General features: G+C 31.0%; 19 protein-coding genes. 2 read left to right on the top strand and 17 right to left on the bottom strand.

The genetic code is table 11. The features are described 5' to 3' along the window. Positions 1 to 88: 88 nt before the first annotated feature. From QZU90_RS04645 to rplJ, 5 genes are all read right to left on the bottom strand, one after another. Positions 89 to 589, bottom strand: coding sequence for a fumarate hydratase C-terminal domain-containing protein (locus QZU90_RS04645; protein ID WP_295605449.1), 501 nt, complete (start codon positions 587 to 589; stop codon positions 89 to 91). Between the two features lie 396 nt (positions 590 to 985). Further along, the gene (locus tag QZU90_RS04650; RefSeq protein WP_295605452.1) at positions 986 to 1,351 is read right to left on the bottom strand and encodes a flagellar protein, FliL; all 366 of its coding nucleotides are present in this window, start codon (positions 1,349 to 1,351) and stop codon (positions 986 to 988) included. A gap of 166 nt (positions 1,352 to 1,517) precedes the next feature. After that, on the bottom strand, positions 1,518 to 2,684 hold the full coding sequence (gene mfnA / locus QZU90_RS04655) for a tyrosine decarboxylase MfnA (RefSeq protein ID WP_296855803.1): 1,167 nt from the start codon (positions 2,682 to 2,684) through the stop codon (positions 1,518 to 1,520). A gap of 163 nt (positions 2,685 to 2,847) precedes the next feature. After that, entirely contained in the window at positions 2,848 to 5,130 is a 2,283-nt protein-coding gene (ppsA, locus tag QZU90_RS04660; protein WP_295605456.1) for a phosphoenolpyruvate synthase, read from the bottom strand. A gap of 181 nt (positions 5,131 to 5,311) precedes the next feature. Further along, complete coding sequence (rplJ, locus tag QZU90_RS04665) at positions 5,312 to 5,794, bottom strand: 50S ribosomal protein L16 (protein ID WP_295605458.1); 483 nt, start codon at positions 5,792 to 5,794, stop codon at positions 5,312 to 5,314. Positions 5,795 to 6,442: 648 nt separating this feature from the next. On the opposite strand from rplJ, the gene QZU90_RS04670 reads away from it, so the two are divergent. Further along, positions 6,443 to 6,688 carry a KEOPS complex subunit Pcc1 gene (locus QZU90_RS04670; protein WP_295605460.1) on the top strand — a complete coding sequence of 82 codons (246 nt, stop codon included), beginning with the start codon at positions 6,443 to 6,445 and terminating at the stop codon, positions 6,686 to 6,688. Positions 6,689 to 6,844: 156 nt separating this feature from the next. After that, positions 6,845 to 8,038 carry a hypothetical protein gene (locus QZU90_RS04675; protein ID WP_296855806.1) on the top strand — a complete coding sequence of 398 codons (1,194 nt, stop codon included), beginning with the start codon at positions 6,845 to 6,847 and terminating at the stop codon, positions 8,036 to 8,038. Between the two features lie 362 nt (positions 8,039 to 8,400). Here QZU90_RS04675 and QZU90_RS04680 read toward each other — a convergent pair whose 3' ends face one another. The 12 genes from QZU90_RS04680 to QZU90_RS04735 form a co-directional block, all read right to left on the bottom strand. Further along, entirely contained in the window at positions 8,401 to 9,135 is a 735-nt protein-coding gene (locus tag QZU90_RS04680; protein WP_295605464.1) for a peptidylprolyl isomerase, read from the bottom strand. Positions 9,136 to 9,499: 364 nt separating this feature from the next. Beyond that, a complete protein-coding gene (locus tag QZU90_RS04685; protein ID WP_394349902.1) occupies positions 9,500 to 10,642 on the bottom strand; it encodes a nucleotidyltransferase family protein in 1,143 nt (380 codons plus the stop codon). A gap of 41 nt (positions 10,643 to 10,683) precedes the next feature. Beyond that, positions 10,684 to 10,863 carry a hypothetical protein gene (locus QZU90_RS04690; protein WP_295605468.1) on the bottom strand — a complete coding sequence of 60 codons (180 nt, stop codon included), beginning with the start codon at positions 10,861 to 10,863 and terminating at the stop codon, positions 10,684 to 10,686. Between the two features lie 357 nt (positions 10,864 to 11,220). Then, on the bottom strand, positions 11,221 to 12,471 hold the full coding sequence (locus QZU90_RS04695; RefSeq protein ID WP_296855807.1) for a dihydroorotase family protein: 1,251 nt from the start codon (positions 12,469 to 12,471) through the stop codon (positions 11,221 to 11,223). A gap of 349 nt (positions 12,472 to 12,820) precedes the next feature. After that, on the bottom strand, positions 12,821 to 14,053 hold the full coding sequence (locus QZU90_RS04700; RefSeq protein WP_296855809.1) for a 4Fe-4S binding protein: 1,233 nt from the start codon (positions 14,051 to 14,053) through the stop codon (positions 12,821 to 12,823). A 15-nt stretch (positions 14,054 to 14,068) separates the two neighbouring features. Beyond that, complete coding sequence (locus QZU90_RS04705) at positions 14,069 to 15,496, bottom strand: Ni/Fe hydrogenase subunit alpha (RefSeq protein WP_295605474.1); 1,428 nt, start codon at positions 15,494 to 15,496, stop codon at positions 14,069 to 14,071. Position 15,497: 1 nt separating this feature from the next. Then, positions 15,498 to 16,424 carry a F420-nonreducing hydrogenase gene (locus tag QZU90_RS04710; RefSeq protein ID WP_295605476.1) on the bottom strand — a complete coding sequence of 309 codons (927 nt, stop codon included), beginning with the start codon at positions 16,422 to 16,424 and terminating at the stop codon, positions 15,498 to 15,500. Positions 16,425 to 16,444: 20 nt separating this feature from the next. Further along, the gene (locus QZU90_RS04715; protein ID WP_295605478.1) at positions 16,445 to 16,870 is read right to left on the bottom strand and encodes a hydrogenase iron-sulfur subunit; all 426 of its coding nucleotides are present in this window, start codon (positions 16,868 to 16,870) and stop codon (positions 16,445 to 16,447) included. Positions 16,871 to 17,875: 1,005 nt separating this feature from the next. After that, positions 17,876 to 19,123, bottom strand: coding sequence for a SufD family Fe-S cluster assembly protein (locus QZU90_RS04720; RefSeq protein WP_295605480.1), 1,248 nt, complete (start codon positions 19,121 to 19,123; stop codon positions 17,876 to 17,878). Further along, the gene (gene sufC, locus QZU90_RS04725; RefSeq protein WP_295605481.1) at positions 19,089 to 19,847 is read right to left on the bottom strand and encodes a Fe-S cluster assembly ATPase SufC; all 759 of its coding nucleotides are present in this window, start codon (positions 19,845 to 19,847) and stop codon (positions 19,089 to 19,091) included. The genes QZU90_RS04720 and sufC overlap by 35 nt, the downstream gene beginning before the upstream one ends. 323 nt (positions 19,848 to 20,170) lie before the next feature. After that, entirely contained in the window at positions 20,171 to 20,449 is a 279-nt protein-coding gene (locus QZU90_RS04730) for a PRC-barrel domain-containing protein (RefSeq protein WP_292777407.1), read from the bottom strand. Between the two features lie 390 nt (positions 20,450 to 20,839). Then, positions 20,840 to 21,472 (bottom strand): NTP transferase domain-containing protein, encoded by a 633-nt coding sequence (locus QZU90_RS04735; RefSeq protein WP_295605485.1) that lies wholly within the window; start codon positions 21,470 to 21,472, stop codon positions 20,840 to 20,842. Positions 21,473 to 21,492: the final 20 nt, after the last annotated feature.

The raw sequence follows: 21,492 nt of genomic DNA on the forward strand, positions 1-21,492 counted from the left end.
AAAAAAAATAATGAAAAAATATAAGAAAAAATGAGAGAAGGTGTGAAAAAATATTCTTTTAAACAATCCAATAGGAGAAATAAAAAAATTATAAAGATTCGCCATGCGCAATAGCTACAATACCGGGAATGTCTTTAACTTCTAATTCAAAGAAAGCCTCCATTCCTTCCTCTTCATAAGCTACACATTTTTTGGAAATGACATTATTGGTAAGTAGTGCAGCTACAGGAGGAGTGACAATAAAAACAGAATTATATTTATCTAAACTATCCTTTGTTTCATCAGATAAAGATCCTTTTCCTATATGAAACTTCACCCCCGCTTGGGATAATGTCGGAATTGATGATTCTATTTCTGCTTTATTGCTTGTGGTTGGAGCAATTCCTGCAACACTAAATGCAGTATGCATAATAGCCATGCCCTCAAAATCAAAAGGATACTTATCAGTATCATCGTTCTCAATAGATTTGGCTAATTTTGGTAAAACCGCATCCCTACCGCAATACATTAAGCCAGATAGAGATACCTTATCCCCAACTTTCAAATCATTTATGACATCATCACTAATGGGAGTTTGTATTTTTTTCATATAATTAGATATTTTTTTAGAATTTATAAAATTTTCCAAAAGAACAAAAATTATCTTAAAGAGTGAAAAATAGTAATTGTGTGAAAGTGAAAATCTGCTAAAAAATTAAATATATTTTAATTGAAATAACGATTAATTAAACTATATGTATTGATAAAAAATGATTAAATAATTTAGTATATATTTAATATAATCAAAGTATACTCAATTGAATTATATAAAGATATTAACCATGTACATCAAGGAAGTAAAAAATAAAAAAATATGGAAAAATAGTGAAAACAAGAAAAAAATTATAAAAATGAAAAAAAAGAAAAAATTTTGTGAAAACTTTTTTAAATTTTAGAATTATTCTAAATTTCCATCATTTTGTGAAAACTTTTTTAAATTTTAGAATTATTCTAAATTTCCATCAACAACGCCAAGTTTCTCTTGGTCTTCATCATATGATGATCCTATAAGTTCACCACTAGCATTATCAAATTGACGGAACCCTCCATCCTTGTAAGTGACTTCACGATACCAGCCATCACCCGCTTGGTAATTGAACTTTACCACTTCACTTACAATGTCACTTCCACCATCTGAACTTGAACTATCAGATGAAGTAACTTGATCTATCTTATCAGCTACCTTATGAAAAGTACCTGAATTGCCACCGTCTGCAATGTCAGCAATACCATCCATAAAGACAAATGCAAATGCACCACCTGCAATAAGTATTACTGCAAGAACTGCTAAAATTAAAACAGAGCTTTTCATATTATCACCTCTTTTAATCTTTCATTTATTTTATTGAATATGCTTATTAAAATACTTTTCTATTATAAAAAAATAAGATTAAGCCCTAATAATCGATAAAAGAATAAAAAAGAGATATGAAAGGAAAAATAAATAAAAAAAAATATTTAAAAAATAGGTAAAATAATTAGAGAGATTTATTTATCTCATCCAAATCACTTATAAGTTCAACTAAATGTTCTTTTTTAATGTGATTCATTAAGATGACCCTGATAGCTTTAGGATAAGAGGAACAGGATATTTTCCAATTTCTTTCCTCAAGCAATTGAGCCAATTCAAAAGTCTCCAAATATGGGTGATTGAAAGCAACTATATTCAATTTAGGCTCTACAATCAACTCATATCCTAAGTTTTTAAGATTGTCTGCTAAAAAGTGAGTTTTTTCCATTGCTTCAATAGCATTGTTTGCATAACCTTCCTTTCCTAAATAACTCATTACCGCATAGGTTGCAGCTGCTGAAGCTCCTAACCGAGTTCCAACTATGGTTGATTGATTTTTAATGGTCAAGTAAGGGGAATCAACAGACATTGCATCCAAATAGGATTGGTCTCTGAATAAAATTCCTCCAGAAGGAATTGGGGAAAGTCCCATTTTATGAGGATCTACGGTTATGGATTTGACACCTTCAAGTGAAAAGTCAAAGTTTGGTAAATCATATCCTTTATCTTTTAGGAAAGGAATTGAAAAGCCACCAAATGCAGCATCCACATGTAGATGAATATCATTTTGAATAGCCATTTTGGACAAATCCTCTATTGGATCAATCATTCCAAGTTCAGTTGTACCTGCAATACCAACAATAGCTATAGTGTTTTCATTAATGTTTTCTTCCACACATTTAGGATTGATACGATAATTCTCATCCAAATCAACACGAATCAATTTCAAATCAAGCATATCAGCTGCTTTTTTAAAGGAAAAATGAGCGGATTTAGGAACTATTAATTCTCCTTTTTTAATTCCCTTATTATCTCTTGCAAGATTTCTTGCAGACCTGATTGCCATAATATTGGCTTCAGTACCTCCAGTTACCATATGGCCAACAGGATTTTCAATGGATAAGAAGGATCCAATCATCTTCAAAACCTTATCTTCCAATAATTTGGTTCCCTTAAATAGACCAGGATCTCCTAAATTGGAATCAATGAATTTAAAAAAAGCCTCTTTTGCAATAGGATGTGCTTCTGTACACATGGACCCTAAGATTCTTCCATCTGAATATTTGCAATCCATTACTTGAAATTTATTTAATTGATTGAAAATTTCATCATGAGATATTGGTTTTTCATTCATAAAAATTACCTGAACTTAAAAATAAAATGAAATGAATAAAATTAAAAATTATATTTTTATAATATTTGAAAATAAAAAAAATAAAGAATAAATAAACTCTTTAAAATAAATAAAAAAATAAAGATTTAAAAGATTTAACTTTTAAATCAAAACCAATTTAGAATTATAATTGTTTTCTTGCTGCATCAAGCATGATTTTCTTTTCAGCTCTTGCAACAGTTTTTCTTACTTCCTCTACTGCATCAGTATTGGAAGATACACTGGTAATTCCAAATTTAACAAGTTTTTCAACAATATGAGGTACACTACCTGCTTGACCACAGATACTGCAGGTTACACCTGCTGCTGCACAATGCTTAATGGTTCTTTCAATTAAAGCCATTACTGCAGGGTGTTCTTCTCTGTAGTGTTTTGCAACAAACTCATTGTTTCTGTCTACTGCAAGAGTGTATTGGGTCAAGTCATTGGTACCGAGACTTACGAAGTCAATACCTTCTGCAATGTATTCATCAATGAGAATAGCTGCTGCAGGAATTTCAACCATCATACCGAATTCAACATCAACTTGAGGTTCCATACCCACTTCTCTACATAATTCCTTAGCTCTTCTAAGCTCGGAAGGATGTTGAGATAATGGAATCATGATTCCAATGTTTTTGTAACCTTTATCGTGAAGCTTTTTAATTGCTTTGAATTCTGCTTTTAAGATTTCAGGTTCATCCAATTCTCTTCTGATACCTCTCCAACCTAACATTGGGTTGTGTTCTCTAGGTTCATTTTCTCCACCTTCAAGGGTAATGAACTCATCAGTAGGGGCATCAAGAGTTCTGTACCATACAGGTTTTGGATAGAATTCATCTGCTACTTTTAAAACACTTTCAGCAATTGTATCAACCAATTTGTCCTCTTCACCATCAAGGATGAATTTTCTTGGGTGAACACCAGCGGATAACATCATGTGTTCAGTTCTGAGTAATCCTACACCATCTGCACCAGTTGCTGCTGCTTTTGGAGCTGCTTCAGCCATACTTACATTAGCTTTAACTTCGGTAACAGTGATTAAAGGAGTTGCAGAGACTTGAACTGCACCAGCACTTGCTTCTTCACTTTCAGCACCTTTAATGATACCTTTATATACTAAACCTTTTTTACCGTCAGCAGTGACTTCATCATTTTCTTTTAAGGTAGTTGTTGCATCTCCAGTACCTACTACACAAGGAATTCCTAATTCTCTTGAGATAATAGCTGCGTGACAGGTTACTCCACCTTCATCAGTTACGATACCGGTAGCTCTTTTCATAGCTGGCACCATATCAGGAGTGGTCATAGTGGTTACCATTACGTCTCCTTCTTGAACTTTATCAAGTTCATCAAGACTTAAAATAACTTTAACAGTACCTGATGCTAAACCAGGGCTTGCACCAAGACCTCTGATTAAAACTTCTAAATCCACTTCTTCCTCTTCAGATTCTTCTTTTTTAGAATCGCCTAAGGTAGTGATTGGTCTGGATTGTAATAAGAATAAGTTTCCATCATGGAATGCCCATTCAGTATCTTGAGGTTTGCCGTAATGACCTTCTACTCTTTTAGCCATTGCAACAAGCTCTAATAATTCCTCATCAGATAAGACTCTTTCTTTTCTTAAATCTTCAGGAACGTCAACTTGAATGGAGGTTCCACCTTCTTCATTAGTGAACATGGTTTTCTTGTCACTAATGGTAACATTTAAGATTTCATTTGTTTCTTTATCTACAGCATAGTTATCTGGGGTTACAGATCCACTTACTACAGATTCACCAAGTCCCCAAGAACCTTCGATTAAAGCAATGTTTTCACCAGTTGATGGGTTTACAGTAAACATTACACCTGCCTTATCGGAATCAACCATTTGTTGAACAACTACTGCAATGTAAACTTGAGAGTGTTCGAAGTTGTTTTCTTCTCTGTAGAAAATAGCTCTTGCTTCAAATAAGGAAGCCCAACATTTTCTTACATATTCAATTACATTATCTAATCCTTGAACGTGCAAGAAAGTGTCTTGTTGACCTGCAAATGAAGCTTCAGGCAAGTCTTCAGCAGTTGCAGAAGAACGAATAGCTACATCAGCACCATCTTCTTCTCCAACTCTTTCAGATAATTGATTGTAAGCTTCAGTAATGTAAGTAGAAATTCCATCAGGGATAGGAGTTTCAATGATAATTGCTTTAATTTTTTCTGCAGCTTCTTGAAGCTCTTTAGTATTATTAATATCTACTTGGTCTAAAATATCCATAACCTTACTAAAAATTCCAGTATCTCTCATAAACTTATCATAAGTTTTAGAGGTTACAACAAATCCTGGAGGAACTGGAATACCTGCTTGGGTTAATTCACCTAAATTAGCACCTTTACCACCAGCAATACCTAAATCATCTTTACTTAAATCTTCAAATTTTTTAACGTACATTGTTCTGCTCCTTTTTAAACAATAGTCCTTAATCAATTTTCAATAATTGAATGATAATGACGTTTGGATATTAAATTAAAGTCCAAATAAATATATTTTAAGATTGTTTCTTAATTCTGAATGAAATTAAAAATAAGAATATTAAATGAAAAATTAGAGATTAATAAAAAAGCCAAAAGACTTATTTAACTAAATCTGCACCTTTTTCAATGACAATTCTGCAAGATACAGGCATTTTCATACCTGCTCTTTTTAAAGCGGTTTTAGCGTCTTGGAAGTTTTTAGGGTTTACATCAATAGACATGATCTTTTGATTGGTTTTTACTAAAGCTTCTACACTGATTGCTTTACCGAAAGCATTTCTCATACCGCTTTGTACCCTGTCCGCACCTGCACCAGTTGCCATAGGGTTTTCTCTTACAATGTTGTGAGGGTATACTCTTAATTTTAAGTGGTATCCTAATCTACCAGCAGATCTTTGCATGTATCTGTTAGAAGCAATACGAGCTGCTTCTAAAGCATTGTGTCTAATTTGAGCTGGTTTTTTAACTGCTAAGGATACTCTTACTGGGAAATCTTCTGATAAGTTTCCCATATCATATTGAACAATTCTGTTATTTGGTATTTTTCTAATATATTCTCTTCTTGAATAAGCACGAACCATTACTAGTCCTCCATATAATCATAATTAGAATTTATTGTGACCAAATGACCAAAGCCATATACAAAACTATTTCTAAATAGTGTATATTTTAGAATGCTTGATTTAATTTCTAATCTGAATATCACAAAAATTCTTTAAATTTTTTAAATCGACTGAAAAGTCGAAAAGTGATTGTTCTATCAGAACAAAGAATAATAGCTATTTTGTAAAGTATAATCCCATATTAAGAAAATATAAGCTATAATTATATTCTTATTATCATACTTTCATATCTTAGCCATATAAAATTGAGAAAATTAATAATTGATTTAATAATTGAATATTATATATTATTAATTTATAAAGTTAGATAGAATATTACTATATATTTTTCTAAACATTAATAAATGTTACCCTATATTATATATAATTCTAAAAATATTATATAAACTGAAATCAAGGAATTGATCAATGAAAAAAAAATTTAATTAAAAAATTTATAATTGAAATTACAAATTAAATAATAATTACAAATAATCATGATTTCAAATTAATAATGATTTCAAATACCATTAAATGATTAAATAAAATGATTAAATAAAATGATTAAATAAAATGATTTAAATGATGTAAATAAATAATCATAAAAAATATAATCAGGGAAAGAAGATGAAGATTAAATCAAATATTAAAATGAAATATAAAGATCCATCATACACTGAAATTGTCTATAAATCTCTTGAAGTTGATAACGAAGGTTTTGTTGAAAGTGTCTTGGATGAAAACTTAATAAATTTTAAAATTGAAAGTGACAAGTTAGGCAGTTTTTTAGCTACAGCTGATGATCTGATAGCATCTGAAATATTAGCTGAAGAAATTATTAGGAAAACAAACCAAAAAGATATTTTGAAATAAAAAGATAAAAAAAGATTCAACAAAAAACTAAAAAATTTTCTCTTAAAAGATAAATTTAATAATAATTAAAATCATAAATATATTACAATATATTGATATAACAACGAGTTATATTTTTTATCATAATATAAAAAAGGACAAGAATGAAGTGTTAATATGGAATGTCATAATCACCCAGATAGAGAAGCCGTGGCAAATTGTGCATTTTGCGGAAAAGCAGTTTGTCCAGAGTGTAGTATGGAAATTGGCGGAAATATTTATTGTAAAGATTGCATAAATGAGATCATTACAAAAAGTTTTGGAGAAAAAGAAACATTAGCTAAAAAACCTGCAGCTGAAATAGAAGAGCCTGCAGACAATTTTGAACCAATAGAACCAATTACTCCAATACAAGCAGAAGAACGTGAAGCTGAGGAAGAAGCTTTAAAAACAGTGGAAAAAGCTCCTGAAAACTTTGAAACTGATTATGAATATGAAACAGAATATGTTGAAACATATGAGGAAGATGGTGCTGAGGATAGCTATTACGAAAATCCTGACCCTATTCCTGAACCTGAACCAGAATATAGGGAAAGGGAAAGAAAACTCAAAGCAAAAGCTAAATCTCGCCAACCTCCTATTGAACCAATCCATACTGGAGACATAGATGAGGATTATTATTATGAACCACGTCCTAGTGAAACTCCAAGTAATGAACTTGAAGCAAAATATGAAAGATATTTAGATGATTTATATTATGATGAAGAAGAGGACATAGTTCCTCAAGAACTAATTGATGAAGTTGAAGAAGAACCTCCTAGGTCTAGAGCTCCTAAAGGAAAAAGAAGAAGGAAGAAACAAGCTAAAAAAGAACGTGCAGCATATGATGAAGCACCTAGAAGACAAAGACCTAGAAATTATCCAAGTGATGATGGGGAATATTACATTAACCCTAGAGATGAATACGAGGAAGACTTTATAGTTCCATCACATAATAGAAGAAGAGCACCTCAAAGAGATGCTGAAAGTTATGAAGAACTTAAAAGAAGAATCGAAAGAAACTATGAAATGGAACAGAAAAGCAAGAAAAGAGGTCGCTTCAGAAGATCTAAAAAATCAAAATACGATTATGATGACTATGATGAACTAGAGAATATCCAAGAGATGCACAGATATCCTGTAGAGGAAGAAAGTGAAAAACTTTCAATAGTTGAAATCCTCCTTGCAATCATCTTAATCATTTTAATAATATTACTTGTCTTATATGTAATTTACTTATTTAGATTAAGTGGAGATTACTCTGGTTTCATAGAAGCACTTAGGGGATTAGTTCAAAATCCTGGCGAATTCATTACTAATGTATTGAATTAATTAAAATAATAGAGAAAATTATTTCTCTATCTTTTCTTTTTTTAACACTTCAATTATTTTTTTATTTAATTTTCTTTTACTTATTTTACTAATTTTAATAATTTGCTAATTAACTTATTTTATAATTAAAATAAACTTATTTGTTTATTAAAATTATTAAATATTATATTTAAAAAATTATAAAAAAGAATCAACTATTTTTGTAAACGCTGAAAAAATGATAGAAAATGAAAAGATCTATCAGAATAAAGATAAAAATTGTAAAAAGTGTTAAAAAAAGTGATTAAAAATAGAAAAAAGTAAGTGAAATATAAAAAAAGAAAATAAAAAAAGTAAAAAGTAAAAAGAAATAATTAAAATAATTATTCTTCTGCTTCTTCTTCAGCAGGTTCTTCTACTTTTTTCTCGAATTCATCTACGAATTCAACTTTTTCATAATCCATGTTGTCCCAAATGTCTTTGGAAATTCTGAATCTAGCGAAAGTTACATCCATGTATGATTTTTGATCGAATCTGGTGATTTCATCTAATTTGATGCTTACTTTGTCACCATCGATTTTGATTTCGGTTTTGTCTAAATCCATGTTAGGGTAGGAGTAGTGTAACTCAATCATACTTTTGATTTTTTCTTCATCATCTTCAATAACTTCCACTACAGAAACGTCATATTCTAAGTTTTTACCAGCTAATTCATGGTTGAAGTCTACTTTAACTCTTCCACCGTTTACAGAAATGATTTTACCAGTACCTGCATCTGCAGTAATTTTCATACCTCTAACAGGAGTCATACCTTGTTTTTTGAATTCTTTCATTGGAATTAATTGAATGAAATTAGGGTTTCTTTGACCAAAACCGTTTTCAGGAGTTACAGATACATGAACAGCATCTCCAGCTTCAGTTCCGATAATAGCATCATCAATAGCTTTTAATAAATGATTTCCTCCAACAATAATTGGGATTGGACCGTAAACTTTATTTTCTACTAAAATACCTGCTTCTTCAGCGATATCTTCGGAAGTAGTATCAAATACTTCATCAGTTTCTTTAATTTTTCCAGTGAAATTTAATCTTACAAAATCTCCTTCTTTAATTGCCATAAATAATTCTCCTATAATCTTTATTGAGAAAACAAATTACATTATTAAATATTAGGAATATGTCTTTACTTTCACAGCATACTCAAGTTCAATAATTAAATGTAATTAATAATAAAATTGAATAGTAAATTTAATAATTTAATATCAATATAAAATATCCAGCTAATTAAAATTGAATTTTTTAATTAATCAAATATTCATTATATATTTTTATTAAGTGATATTATATAATATTTACTAATTTAATAAAAAATTTAATAAAAAAATTAGAAAAAATAGTTAAAAAATCTTAAATAGAAAATTTGAAAAAATTGATGAAAGAATAATGGATAAAATTATTGTAAAAATTTTAAAAATTAGAGAATCAGTCAGTCACAATATTCTTTACAAACCTATTGCCATTTTCAAATACTTTCTCTTCAAATTCCTTTAATACTGCTTCATTTTTATAATTTAATACACGTACAGTGCTAGGATAATTATTAATATATTCTGAAATCATATCTGCATTGATTCTTGTTTCTAAAATGCTTAATACCCTATTTTTAAAATGGCTGCTGAATCCATAGAATATTGAATCTTCAATTTCAGATATTGATTCAAATGGTTTTTCTTCACGCCTATCAATAAGTTCTCTAACTAATTTCTCATTAAAGAAATTCAATTTAAGCAAATCTTCAAATGACAAACTGTTTGCAGAATCAATGATATGTTCTTCAACTCTTAAATCATGCAATGGAGCCCTATCCGCATTAATCTCCCTTTCTAAGATCCTAAGTGTTTCACTTGGCAACATTGATTTGACTGAATCCAAATTATTCTCTGAACAGGCCTTACGAATCAAAGTTCCACTAACGCCCTCAATACGAGGAACAAAAATGAATTTATCCTTAAAATCAAAGCCTATCTTTTTCAATGATTTAGAAAATGAAACGATAACATAATTATCCTCTTCCAATTTTCCTTTGTAAATTACTTCTTTTGTATCCATGTCAACGATTTTATAAGGTTTTGGAGCTACTCCATGACCTAAAGAGATTCTCTCCAATATCTTCTCATAACCCTCAAAAGGCCTATAACCTCTTGGAATATAATCAGTATTTAAAGCTTGGAACATTTTTGTTAAGCATAAAGAATATTGGCCAGATCCCATAATTCCCATAGGTGGTCCTTCAACAACAATATCTGCACCTACAGCAACTGCTATTTCTGCCCTTGTTTTTCTATGCAAGATATAAGGCAATCCTCGACCGCTTCTCTCAAATAAACCTGGAACAACAGCTACAAATAACCCATCAGGAATTTTTTCCTTTGCTGTTTTCATACAATGAAAATGACCATTATGAAGGGGAGAATATTCTGTAAAATCTGCAATTAAAGGTCTTGAATCAGATGATTTGCTTGAAACTTCATTTTCAGAACCTTTTTCGCATAATTTTTTTGAATTTTCAAAATCCTTGAAAAATGTTTTCCTATCATTCTCTTGAATATCTTTTAAAAAATCTATTGAAGGCATAATATATTATATAATGATTAAAATTTATAAAACTATTCAAAATCCTCCTCACTATTTTTATCAATCCATAAATTAACTGCTTCTTCCATAGCCTTGCTATACCATTTAGGCTCAAATCTAAACTTCTGAGAGGCCATTTTTCTAAACTTGTAATCTAAATTCTTATCAATAACAATAGTAACTCTTTTTTCATCACTTTCTTCAGATGCCATATAATCACAACTAATGAATTTTAAAAATTAATTTCGTTTATGCTAATTTTTTTACTTTTTAATCAGTTTACTATACATAACTATTTATAAAAAAACATCCTTAAATCAATGTTTTTTGCAATTACTATAATATATAGTTTTTATTAATAAAAAGATTTTCTATAAAGCCCTTAAATTAGAAAATAAGAATTATAATTAATAATTGACTTAAAATTGCGGCAATTTTATAAATTTAAATCAATGCTAAAATTTAATAAAAAAAATTAAAAAAATTAGAAAAAAATTAAGAAAAATAAAATTAAAAAAAAGAAATTTAAAAGAAAAAGAGTTTGAAAAAATTAAAATAGAAAATGAAGATTAAATTAAAATATCATTTTCCATAACAACTTCTCCATTGACTATTGTCATAGTTGCTTTACCTTTATATGAAAGCCCATCAAATGGAGAATACTCTGCTTTTGTATAGAAAGTATCTATATCGAAGATTCCTTCTTTATTCAAGTCAATTACCACTAAATCAGCATCATATCCTTCTTTAATAAAACCTTTATTTTCAAGATTGAACCTTTTAGCAGCATTTTGTGAAAATATCTTTGGAATTAAACTTAAATCTAGTTTTGATCTATTGACTTCAGTTAATAATAATGATAAGACCGTTTCCAAAGATGGAATTCCTGGACTTGAATCCCAAACTCCTTTGGTTTTCTCTTCCAAACTGTGTGGGGCATGATCTGTACCTATCATTGAATGTTCATTTAGATCATTTATTGTGACATTTTTACCTTTTTCCCTTAAAGGAGGATTGGTTTTTATAAGTGTTCCAAATTCATTGAATGCTGTATTATCATACAATAAATGATGAGGAGTGAATTCATAACTGACATTATTGGAAATGGCCAGATTCATTGCATTTTTAGTGCTTAAATGACAAATATGCAAATCCACCCCATATTTTTTAGAAAGTTCAATAGCTTGAGCTACAGATGCATCTTCAGATTCCGCTGGTCTGCCGTAACTATATGCAATAGCTTCACTCTCTTCAGATAGCTTTTTAGTGGATTCCAATACAATATCCCTTTTTTCAGCATGAACTGTTACAATTGGCTTTTTAATCGCATTTTCTCCTAATTTAGAAATATCTTCAAATATTTTATCTAAATTATCATCAGTTTCCAAATCCATAAAGACTTTAAAGGACATCGGATTCAATTCAAGAATTTTTTCCATTTCATCAAGTGAGGAATACCCTGCATGAAGCCCAAAATTAACTATAGACTTAGATTCTGCAATCTTCTGCTTTTCCTTAAAAGCTTTATAAGTATTGGTTTTTGGAACAGTGTTCGGCATATCCATAACAAATGTAAATCCACCATGAGCAGCAGCTATGGATCCTGTTTTGAAATCTTCCTTATATGTCAATCCAGGGTCCCTAAAATGGACATGAGGATCAATAAGCCCAGGTAATACTAACTGTCCATTAAGGTCAATTTCCTTATCACCTTCAATTGAAGATTTTGATATTTTAGCTATTTTGCCATCCTCAATCGCTAAAGACATACAATCAGAATAATCCAATAATTTAAGATTTTTTAAAACTAAATCAAACATAAAATCACGAATATTTTTAAATAATTTTAATTTAAAACAATTTTCTGTAATGATAAAAATTTTAAATTAAACCAATTATATTGTTTAACTAATTTTTAATAAATTTTCTAATTAATTAATTTAATAAGTTTTCTATTAATTTTTTAATTAATATCTAATTAATTTAATATTTAATTTAATATTTAATAAATTTGATTAAAATGAATGAAAAATTTTAGTTAAAAAAAAAGATTCATGGGAAATCTTGTAATCTAGTAAAAAAAGTAAATAAAAAAAGGCACTTAACCCCATGTTAAGTGCCTTATACCTAAATATTTAGGTTTAATTTTGTTTTGTGTTTGTAACTTATCTATTTTAAGTTGAGAGCTTCTGGAGTACACTTTTCGAGACATTGTTCACAGAGAGTACAGAATCCAGCAATAGGTAAGTTAACTTTGTATGCTTTGTGTAACATATCATATGGACATGCGTCAATACATTCTCCACATTCGTCACATTTAGATGGGTTGAAGATAATTCTATCTCTAGATACTACTTCGCCATCAATTTCTTTGTCAACATAGTCTAAGATTAATGCGTCGTTAGGACATACGTTAGCACATGCACCACATCTTACACACATGGTGAAAGATTGTTCGCCCATATCTTTCTGACGGGAAGGTACTTCCATTCCTCTTTTGGTAACTACTTTTATAGCTTCAGTAGGACATTTTAAAGCACAACCACCGTCAAAGAGACATTTTTCTTCGTCCCAACAGATACCTTCAGAAGCACTGAATTTAGATGCTCCATATTCAACATCTAAGTCAATTGCATCTACAGGACATACATTTACACAAAGACCACATGCAGCACACATTTCTGGAAGATCTACAGTCAAGTCAGATTTAGGAGTGATGAAACTTCCAGGACAAATGTCAACACAGGAATTACAACCAATACAGCTTTCAGCGTCTAAAGTGAATGATTTCATGTTTTTAGTACGTTTAGCAGGGTTTGCATTTTCTGCGATGAAAATTGCGTTCCATGGACAGGATTGTGAACATACACCACATTGGATACATTTTTCTTCATCTACTTCGATAGGTTCTCCGTAAGCAGATAAGGTGATTGCATCAACAGGACATTCAGCTACACATACGCCACATCCTTTACAATCATCAATGTATACAGGTCCTTCTGGTTCAATTACTCTAGTTGCAGGTTCTTTTACTCCAGGAACTCCGATAACGTCTACAGGACAAATGTCAACACATTTTTGACACATTACACAGAATCCTTTGAGTAGTTGAGAATCTTCTGCATCTAATTTAAGAGTTTTGGAAGGACATGCGTCTACACAATCTCCACATTCATCACATTTGGTTTTGTTAAAGATTAATCTAACTTGAGTGTTTCCTTCTTCATCAATAGCTATGTCTTCTACTTGTAAAGCACCATTGGTACATGCATCAGCACATGCAGGTGCTCCTCCACAAGTATCACAGTAAACGATATGATCGCCTACTTCAATAGCTGCTGTAGGACAAACGCCTTCACATGCTCCACATTTAATACAGCTATTTTCGTTGAATACTATCATTTTAACACTCCAAAGTTAGATTTTTTTAATCATATTTCCTTCACTGTCATATACTTCTACAGTAGCTAATCTCATTTGGCTATCCATAGTGTGGGTAGCACAAGATAAACATGGGTCGTGAGCTCTGATAACCATTTCCATTAAGTTGAAAATTTTGTCATCTACTTCTACACCAGGTTTGATGTAATCTTTAGCTACTTGTTGAATACCCATTTCCATTGCAGGGTTGTTTTGGATAGTTGCTACAATGATGTTTGCTTGGGTGATTAAACCATCGTCATCAGTTGTGTAGTGGTGGATTAAAGTACCACGAGCAGCTTCTACAATACCTGCACCTTCACCAGCAGTTCTTTCTAATGCTTCTGGGAATTTGTCACCAGATAAGTCACCTTCTAATGCATCTACAGCCATTTCAGCAGCAGCTAATAATTCGATTAATCTTGCCCAGTGGAATAATAATGGGTATTGTGCGTAACCGAATTTGTCTCTGAAGTCTTCTAAAGCACCTTGTGCTAAAGGAGCTGCATCAGGCATTTTGTCACAAACGTTAATACGGGATAATGGTGCTACTCTGTAAATACCTTCTGGGTATCCTAATTCCTTAATGTAAGGGAATTTTAACCAGGAGTAAGGTTTTACGTGTTCAGCAACAATATCTTTGTATTCAAGGTTTCTGTATTCAGTGTAGATAGAGCCATCTTTGTCTTTTATTCTTACTTTACCGTTGTATACGTCCCAGTCACCATCTTCAGTTACGAGACCGCAGTGACGGGTGTCACCGAAGTAACCTAAGGTTTTGACTAAGTCAATTTTTTCTTCTAAGATAGGTACTGCTAATTCAATGGTTGCTTGTGCTAATTCTACGTTTTCTTTAGCTTTTGCTAATAAGTCAGCTTGAGTTTCTTCATCTAATTCAGTGGAAATACCACCAGGAGTAGAGGAAGTTGGGTGAATTGGACGACCACCAGTTGCAGATACGATATCTAAACCGTTTCTTCTGATTTTAATAGCTTGTAAAGCTACTTCAGGCATATCTTGGATAATTTGGAAAACGTTTCTAGTTTTTCTGGTTCCGTCAGGAATGACTAAATCAGGTGCTGCTAAGAAGTAGAAGTGGAGAGCGTGAGAGTGCATGTAAGATCCCCAGTTCATTAATTCTCTCATTTTGTAAGCAGCAGGTAAGATTTCGTCATCTTTAAATCCATAGATTTGGTCAACAGCTTTAGCAGCTGCTAAGTGGTGTTGTACATCACAAATACCACAGATTCTAGGTACAATACGAGGTACTTCCTCAGCTGGACGTCCTTGTAAGAATTTTTCGAATCCTCTAAATTCCATAACATGTAATCTAGTGTCTTCTACATTTCCTGCTTCGTCAAGGTGTACAGTAATTTTTGCGTGACCTTCAATACGAGTTACAGGTTCCATAGTAAGTTTTACCATATTATTTTCCTCCTTTTTGCATTTTAGCAGGGACTAAAGCAGCTGGTAAAGTGTAAGTGTAGAAAGTACCTACAATATCATCTAATTGGTCAGCTACTTGTTCAGGGTCTACGGTTTTATCTTCGTTAATACCGTAGTCAGATGCAATCGCAGAAATCATTTTTGCACCTGCATCGTTTACTTTAGCGGTAGGTCCGTAACAACCTCTACATGGGATAGCAATACTTGGGCATTGTGCACCACATAAGGATACGGTTGCAGGTCCCATACATACTAAACCTTGAGCAATTAAACATAAATCATCTTCTGGTTTACCAACTTCAAATTGTCTTTTAATGAAGTCCATAGCGAGTCCAGCAGGTGGTTTTTCTCTAGGACATACTTCACAAAGGTTAGTGGTTGGTAATTCGATAGTTCCTCCGTTTAATAAGGTAAGAATAGCTTCAGCTACTACGTCAGATTTTGGAGGGCAACCAGGGATCATTAAGTCAACTTGAATTGCTTCGCCTAATGGTCTTACTCTGCTTTCTAAGGTTGGTACATCTTCGTTAGGAATGATTCCTTCTGGGTTTACAGTACTGCAAGAGTTAATGTAACCTTCAGTAGTTAATTCTTCAACAGTGTGTAAGTTACCGAGACCAGGGATACCACCGTAAGCAGCACAAGTACCGTATGCAATAACGAGGCCAGCTTTTTCTCTTAACATTTCTGCTAATTCTCTGTTTTCTTCGTTTCTAATTCCACCTTCTACAATGAGTACGTCTAATTCAGGTACTTCATCATATTTAGTATCACATAATACTGGTGAGAATTCAAATTGTGCTAATTCTAAAACATCTAATAAAGATTCGTGAAAGTCCGCAATGGATAAGTGACAACCGGAACAACCTCCGAGCCACATAGTTCCTACTTTAGCTTTATCTGCCATAAATAATCCTCCATTTAAATTTATCCTTCAGCATCTAATTGTGCTTTTAATGGGGAAGGTCCTAAATCTTTAATTCTGTTTACCATCATTTTTACAGAACTAGCGAATTTTTCTCCTTCAGAAGCAGAAATCCAGTCGTGGTGGACTCTTTCTCTTCCGATTCCCATATCTTCGACTAATTTATAAACTAATCTCATTCTTCTGTCAAGTTTATAGTTACCTGCATCGTAGTGGCAGTCACCCATGTGGCATCCTGCTACGAATACACCATCAGCACCGTCTCTAAATGCTTTTAAAATAAACTGAGGGTCAATTCTTCCAGAACACATTACTCTAATAACACGAATGTTAGGTGGGTATTGCATTCTTGCAGTACCTGCAGTATCTGCTCCACCATAGGAACACCAGTTACAACAAAACATTACAATTTTTACATCTTCAGACATAGAGTTTATCCTCCTCTATTAAAATTTTAGTTTATAGTCCTAAAAAAAATTTAATTTTATCTAAGACTCATCCAACTATTTCAATCCAATAAACATTGAACCATATTATCAAATCAAAACTAATACAATTCAATTCATTTAATATCGATTGAAAATATTAAACTTTATTAAAATTGAAATAATTGAGATATTCAACCTAAATAGTTTTCACTATTTTTAATCTATAAAGATCCAAATCAAAAAATCTTAATAGATTACCTTCTTGAATCCAAATCAAAAAAATTCAAGAATTCCGTTTTAACTTTAAAAACCAAATCAAAATTTTTAAAGTTATAGATTTCAATCTAATTTCTTTTTTAAAAAAGTTTTTCAAATCTATATTAAAGTATGTTAAGGCATACCTTAATCTCAAATCATCGTACGCTAATGAGCTAGCTCAGCTTAACATTAATGTACTGATTATATATTATATTAAAGATTAAATATAAAGGTTACTTGGAAAGCAAATACACAAGATTTATATACTATAATACTTTTTTTTAAAAAGATATTACATAGCCAAAAAATTTATTTTTATTTATACGAAATATTATTGGAAAATAACCATTTTCACTAATAAAAATTAAGAAAAAACTAATCAATTTTACTTAAATTTAAAATGAGGAATTTAAATAAAAATAAATTAAGTTTTAAACCATTAAAACAATTTTTACAATTAAGAATAAAATTTTAAAAAATGGCTAAAAATTAAGGAATGCCTAAAATAAAGAATTTGAGGAAATTTAGAAAAATTGAAAATTTAAAAAAAATGTTATGAAAATTAAAAATCCGTGGAAAAATTTAAAAAAAATATTTAAAAAATTATTTAAAAAATTATTTAAAAAAATTTATAAAAAATTATCGAAATGAATATTAAAAAATAGAAAAATAAAAATAGAAAAGTTAAGAGTGAATTACTCCCAACTAAAGAAAAGATTTTGTTCAAACTTTTTCTAAAAGTTTGAACTACATTCCATCTAAACTCATGTCAATCATTCTTTGAGTTTCAGCAGCCAATTCATCAGGAAGTCCTGTGATGTCCATACTCAAGAAACCTCTGACAATCATGGAAGCCGCCTCCTCTTCAGTCAATCCTCTTGAAGTCAAGTAATAAATCTCTTCTTCATCGATTTGACCAACTGCTGCTTCGTGAGACATTTCAAGGTTTGCTGCATTTGCCTCAAGTTCTGGAACTGCATAAATAGATGAATTGTCATCCAATACCAATCCATGACATTCCAAGTGACCTTTTACATTAGGAACATTTCCAGATAAATGACCTCTTGAGAAGATTTTTGATTCATCATTTGCAACTGCACGGGAAATGATCTCAGCACTTGTATTAGGTGCATTCAAAAGAGCTCTTGAACCTACATCAATGATTGAATCCTTTACACCGCTTTGAATACTTTGGAATAATGCCCTTGCATTTTCACCATTACAATTGGTGGTAGGATATGATTGAATAGACCTTACAGGACTGGTTAGAATGTAATTGTTTATGTAAGTTGTATTCTTTTCCTGAACAATACCTGTTCTAGGACGTACTTCAACCTGTTCCGCCCAGTTATGAACCATGGTAAAGGTTATTTTTGCACCTGGCTTAAGATACATTTCAGACACTCCTACGTGAAGTGCAGAAGATACGTCTTCGCCAGTTGCACAACCGGTAATTAAGTGAAGTTCTGAGTTTTCCTCAGCGATTATGATATTGTGTGCAGTTTGCATAACATCTTGATCTGCAATGAACATACAAGCCTGTACTGGGAAAACCTCTTTGGTGCCAGGTAAAGACCTAATGAAGTATCCGCTACAGAATTCATCTTCAGCTTCACGAAGTGCAGTTTGAGCAGTGTATTTGTCTGCATCAGGCTTAACTGCTTTCCACATATAATCCTGTAACCATGAATATTTTTCCAAAGCCATTTGGGTATTCATAAGTTCAATGGAATCTGAGATTGAATGGGAAAATACATTAGATTGATCCATTTGCAAGAAAGAACCTGATCTTTCTTCTGATTCAGTGTCAACACCAACTTTAAGTAAAGTTCTTTTGGTTTTCTTGTCAACATCACTGATATCATCCAATACATCGAAAGCATTAACCTCTTCCTTAGAAAAGTTCTCGATGACAATATCAGTACCTAAAGCTGCTTTTTTATCCTTTGCCTTTTCAGCATCATGAGTTACATTCCGCACAACCAACACATCCATTAAATCCTTCTTTTCTAATGTCTTCTAAAATTTCATCAGGGTCTCCAGAACAGGCAATCATACCATGCATCAATACATGTGCCTTATCCGCTTTAACAAAGTTTAAGATATAACCTAAGTGAGTGATAAGCAAGCCAGCCCTTTTTCTTTGGCCTGGTTTTTTATCTTTGTCAAGCAAAACGTTTAACTGTCCTGCAAGCAATTCCACATTTTCAATGTCTACACCAGAATCCGGTTCGTCAAACATGGTGAAAAGCGGTTCCTGTGCAAGCAATTGGAGAATTTCAGATCTTTTTACTTCCCCACCTGAAAATCCTCTATTTACATCTCTATCCAAGAATTCATCACTGAATTTGAGTTTTTCTGCAAGCTCTTTCATTCTTGGATTTAACTCTTCATCAGGGTCTTGCTTGGATTCAAGTTTCAATAAGTCCCTTACACTAACTCCACGAATAGCTGGAGGGTTTTGGAAACTTACTCCAAGACCTTTTTGAACTCTTTCAGTAGTGGTTAAATCAGTGATGTCCTCTCCATTGAATATGATAGATCCTTCTACAACCTTATATTTTGGGAATCCCAAGATAGTTAAGAATAATGTACTTTTTCCCGCACCATTCGGACCTAAAAGCACATGGGTCTCCCCTTCTCTAATAGCAAGGTTTACGCCATTTAAAACACGTTTACCCTCTACTTCAACAACTAAATTCTTTACTTCAAGTAACATTATATCAAATCCTTATTGATTTAAATTACTAAGATTAATATCAATTAAATAAAAGCATTATTACGCTGCTATAACAATAGTTATAACGGCATTATATAACAACCTTATATAACAATATTATATTTATTTTATCATATAAAAACATTACATTTTTAAGTTTAAATCTATGATAAATCTTATGAAAAAAAGTGATCTTTAAAAATAGTTAGATGATAAAAATTAGAAAAAATAGACTAAATCAATGAAAAACAGTTAAACTAAGTGTTAATTTAAATTAAGTGTAATGAAAAAATAAAAAATAAAAAAAGTGAAAATTAGAAAAATTATTCAGTTACAATAATAAATTCTCCAACTTTTTCTATTTTGGTGAATGGGATTAATAATAAATCTCCTCTACGTTTTGCACCTTTTACATGAATATTACGTCCAGCTTCTACTTTTACTGCAATATCCACGATTTTACCAGTTTTTTCATTAATAATTAACTCATCAAGCACTCCTAAAATACGAGCATTATTAGTAGCTACTTGATAGCTTTTAATTTCACTCCATAATTTTTCTTCTCTTCTATGAGTATTAGGTTTAGCAACAGCATTTTCCATATTTTCACCGATAAATTTTATAAAAATGATTGAAGGTATGATTCGTGTTTTAGTTTTTTATAAAAACACTCAATTTAAATAACTAATTTTAATAAAATATAGATTAGTTTACCTTAATACTGTTTATATTTAAAGAAATATATAAAGTTATTGATATTTTTAGTAAAAATAAAGAAAAATAGTATAAAAATCTAAAAAAGAGTAAAATATAATGGGAATAAATGAAAAAGAATAAAAAATTTTAAAAATTTCTTATTTTCAAATAATATAACAATGGATAAAACTGAAAAAAACTAAAAAAATATAAAAAATTGGATCAATGAAAATAGTAAAAAATATGCTAAGAAATATGCTAAAAAATATGCTTAAAAATCTAAAAATTGATGAAAATTATAAAAATTTATTGGTTAATATAGCTGTCTCGATAGTATTTACATTAAAAATTAACTCATGCCTTGAAATAATTAAAAGTTGCTCATCCTGAACAACATTTTCGCTTCTAAGTATGTTGATTCCTGAAGGGACATTTCCATTAAATTCATAGGAATAATTTATCCCATATTCATCAAAAATTTCAACTGGAACTGAGACAGATAATGCAGGTTTATCTTGACTTAAATAATAGTTTAAGATTTCATCAAGAATATCGGCACCAACCAGTGGCAAGTCTGCATTGATGAAAATCAAAATGTCTTCCTTAGACCTTGACTCAAAAATTTCTAAGATATTGGACAGGTCTTCAACAAAACCTTTACCTAAGGTATCCAAATAAAAATTATTTTTTTCACTTTCATAAAATGAGTCATCAAAATTTGAAAAGCTCAATTCATTTATTAAAAACTCCTTTGTATTTGGAGCATTTGGACTAACTGCAACAACTGTCTTTTCAATTAGTTCAGATTGATTAATATTATCCAAGACATAACTCATCAATGGTTTATCATTTAAAGGATAAAGTGGCTTTTCAATATCTGATTTTAATCTTAAGCCTTTTCCACCTGCCATAACAAGAGCTATAATCATAAATACACCATTAAAGAAAT

The sequence above is a fragment of the uncultured Methanobrevibacter sp. genome (genome assembly GCF_902784195.1).
Classification (GTDB): domain Archaea; phylum Methanobacteriota; class Methanobacteria; order Methanobacteriales; family Methanobacteriaceae; genus Methanobrevibacter.

Bases quoted from the DNA above. Each gene is read 5' to 3' on its own strand.
- QZU90_RS04645 (WP_295605449.1), bottom strand. From the start codon at position 589: ATGAAAAAAATACAAACTCCCATTAGTGATGATGTCATAAATGATTTG.
- QZU90_RS04650 (WP_295605452.1), bottom strand. From the start codon at position 1,351: ATGAAAAGCTCTGTTTTAATTTTAGCAGTTCTTGCAGTAATACTTATT.
- mfnA (WP_296855803.1), bottom strand. From the start codon at position 2,684: ATGAATGAAAAACCAATATCTCATGATGAAATTTTCAATCAATTAAAT.
- ppsA (WP_295605456.1), bottom strand. From the start codon at position 5,130: ATGTACGTTAAAAAATTTGAAGATTTAAGTAAAGATGATTTAGGTATT.
- rplJ (WP_295605458.1), bottom strand. From the start codon at position 5,794: ATGGTTCGTGCTTATTCAAGAAGAGAATATATTAGAAAAATACCAAAT.
- QZU90_RS04670 (WP_295605460.1), top strand. From the start codon at position 6,443: ATGAAGATTAAATCAAATATTAAAATGAAATATAAAGATCCATCATAC.
- QZU90_RS04675 (WP_296855806.1), top strand. From the start codon at position 6,845: ATGGAATGTCATAATCACCCAGATAGAGAAGCCGTGGCAAATTGTGCA.
- QZU90_RS04680 (WP_295605464.1), bottom strand. From the start codon at position 9,135: ATGGCAATTAAAGAAGGAGATTTTGTAAGATTAAATTTCACTGGAAAA.
- QZU90_RS04690 (WP_295605468.1), bottom strand. From the start codon at position 10,863: ATGGCATCTGAAGAAAGTGATGAAAAAAGAGTTACTATTGTTATTGAT.
- QZU90_RS04695 (WP_296855807.1), bottom strand. From the start codon at position 12,471: ATGTTTGATTTAGTTTTAAAAAATCTTAAATTATTGGATTATTCTGAT.
- QZU90_RS04700 (WP_296855809.1), bottom strand. From the start codon at position 14,053: ATGATAGTATTCAACGAAAATAGCTGTATTAAATGTGGAGCATGTGAA.
- QZU90_RS04705 (WP_295605474.1), bottom strand. From the start codon at position 15,496: ATGGTAAAACTTACTATGGAACCTGTAACTCGTATTGAAGGTCACGCA.
- QZU90_RS04710 (WP_295605476.1), bottom strand. From the start codon at position 16,424: ATGGCAGATAAAGCTAAAGTAGGAACTATGTGGCTCGGAGGTTGTTCC.
- QZU90_RS04715 (WP_295605478.1), bottom strand. From the start codon at position 16,870: ATGTCTGAAGATGTAAAAATTGTAATGTTTTGTTGTAACTGGTGTTCC.
- QZU90_RS04720 (WP_295605480.1), bottom strand. From the start codon at position 19,123: ATGGATGTGTTGGTTGTGCGGAATGTAACTCATGATGCTGAAAAGGCA.
- sufC (WP_295605481.1), bottom strand. From the start codon at position 19,847: ATGTTACTTGAAGTAAAGAATTTAGTTGTTGAAGTAGAGGGTAAACGT.
- QZU90_RS04730 (WP_292777407.1), bottom strand. From the start codon at position 20,449: ATGGAAAATGCTGTTGCTAAACCTAATACTCATAGAAGAGAAGAAAAA.
- QZU90_RS04735 (WP_295605485.1), bottom strand. From the start codon at position 21,472: ATGATTATAGCTCTTGTTATGGCAGGTGGAAAAGGCTTAAGATTAAAA.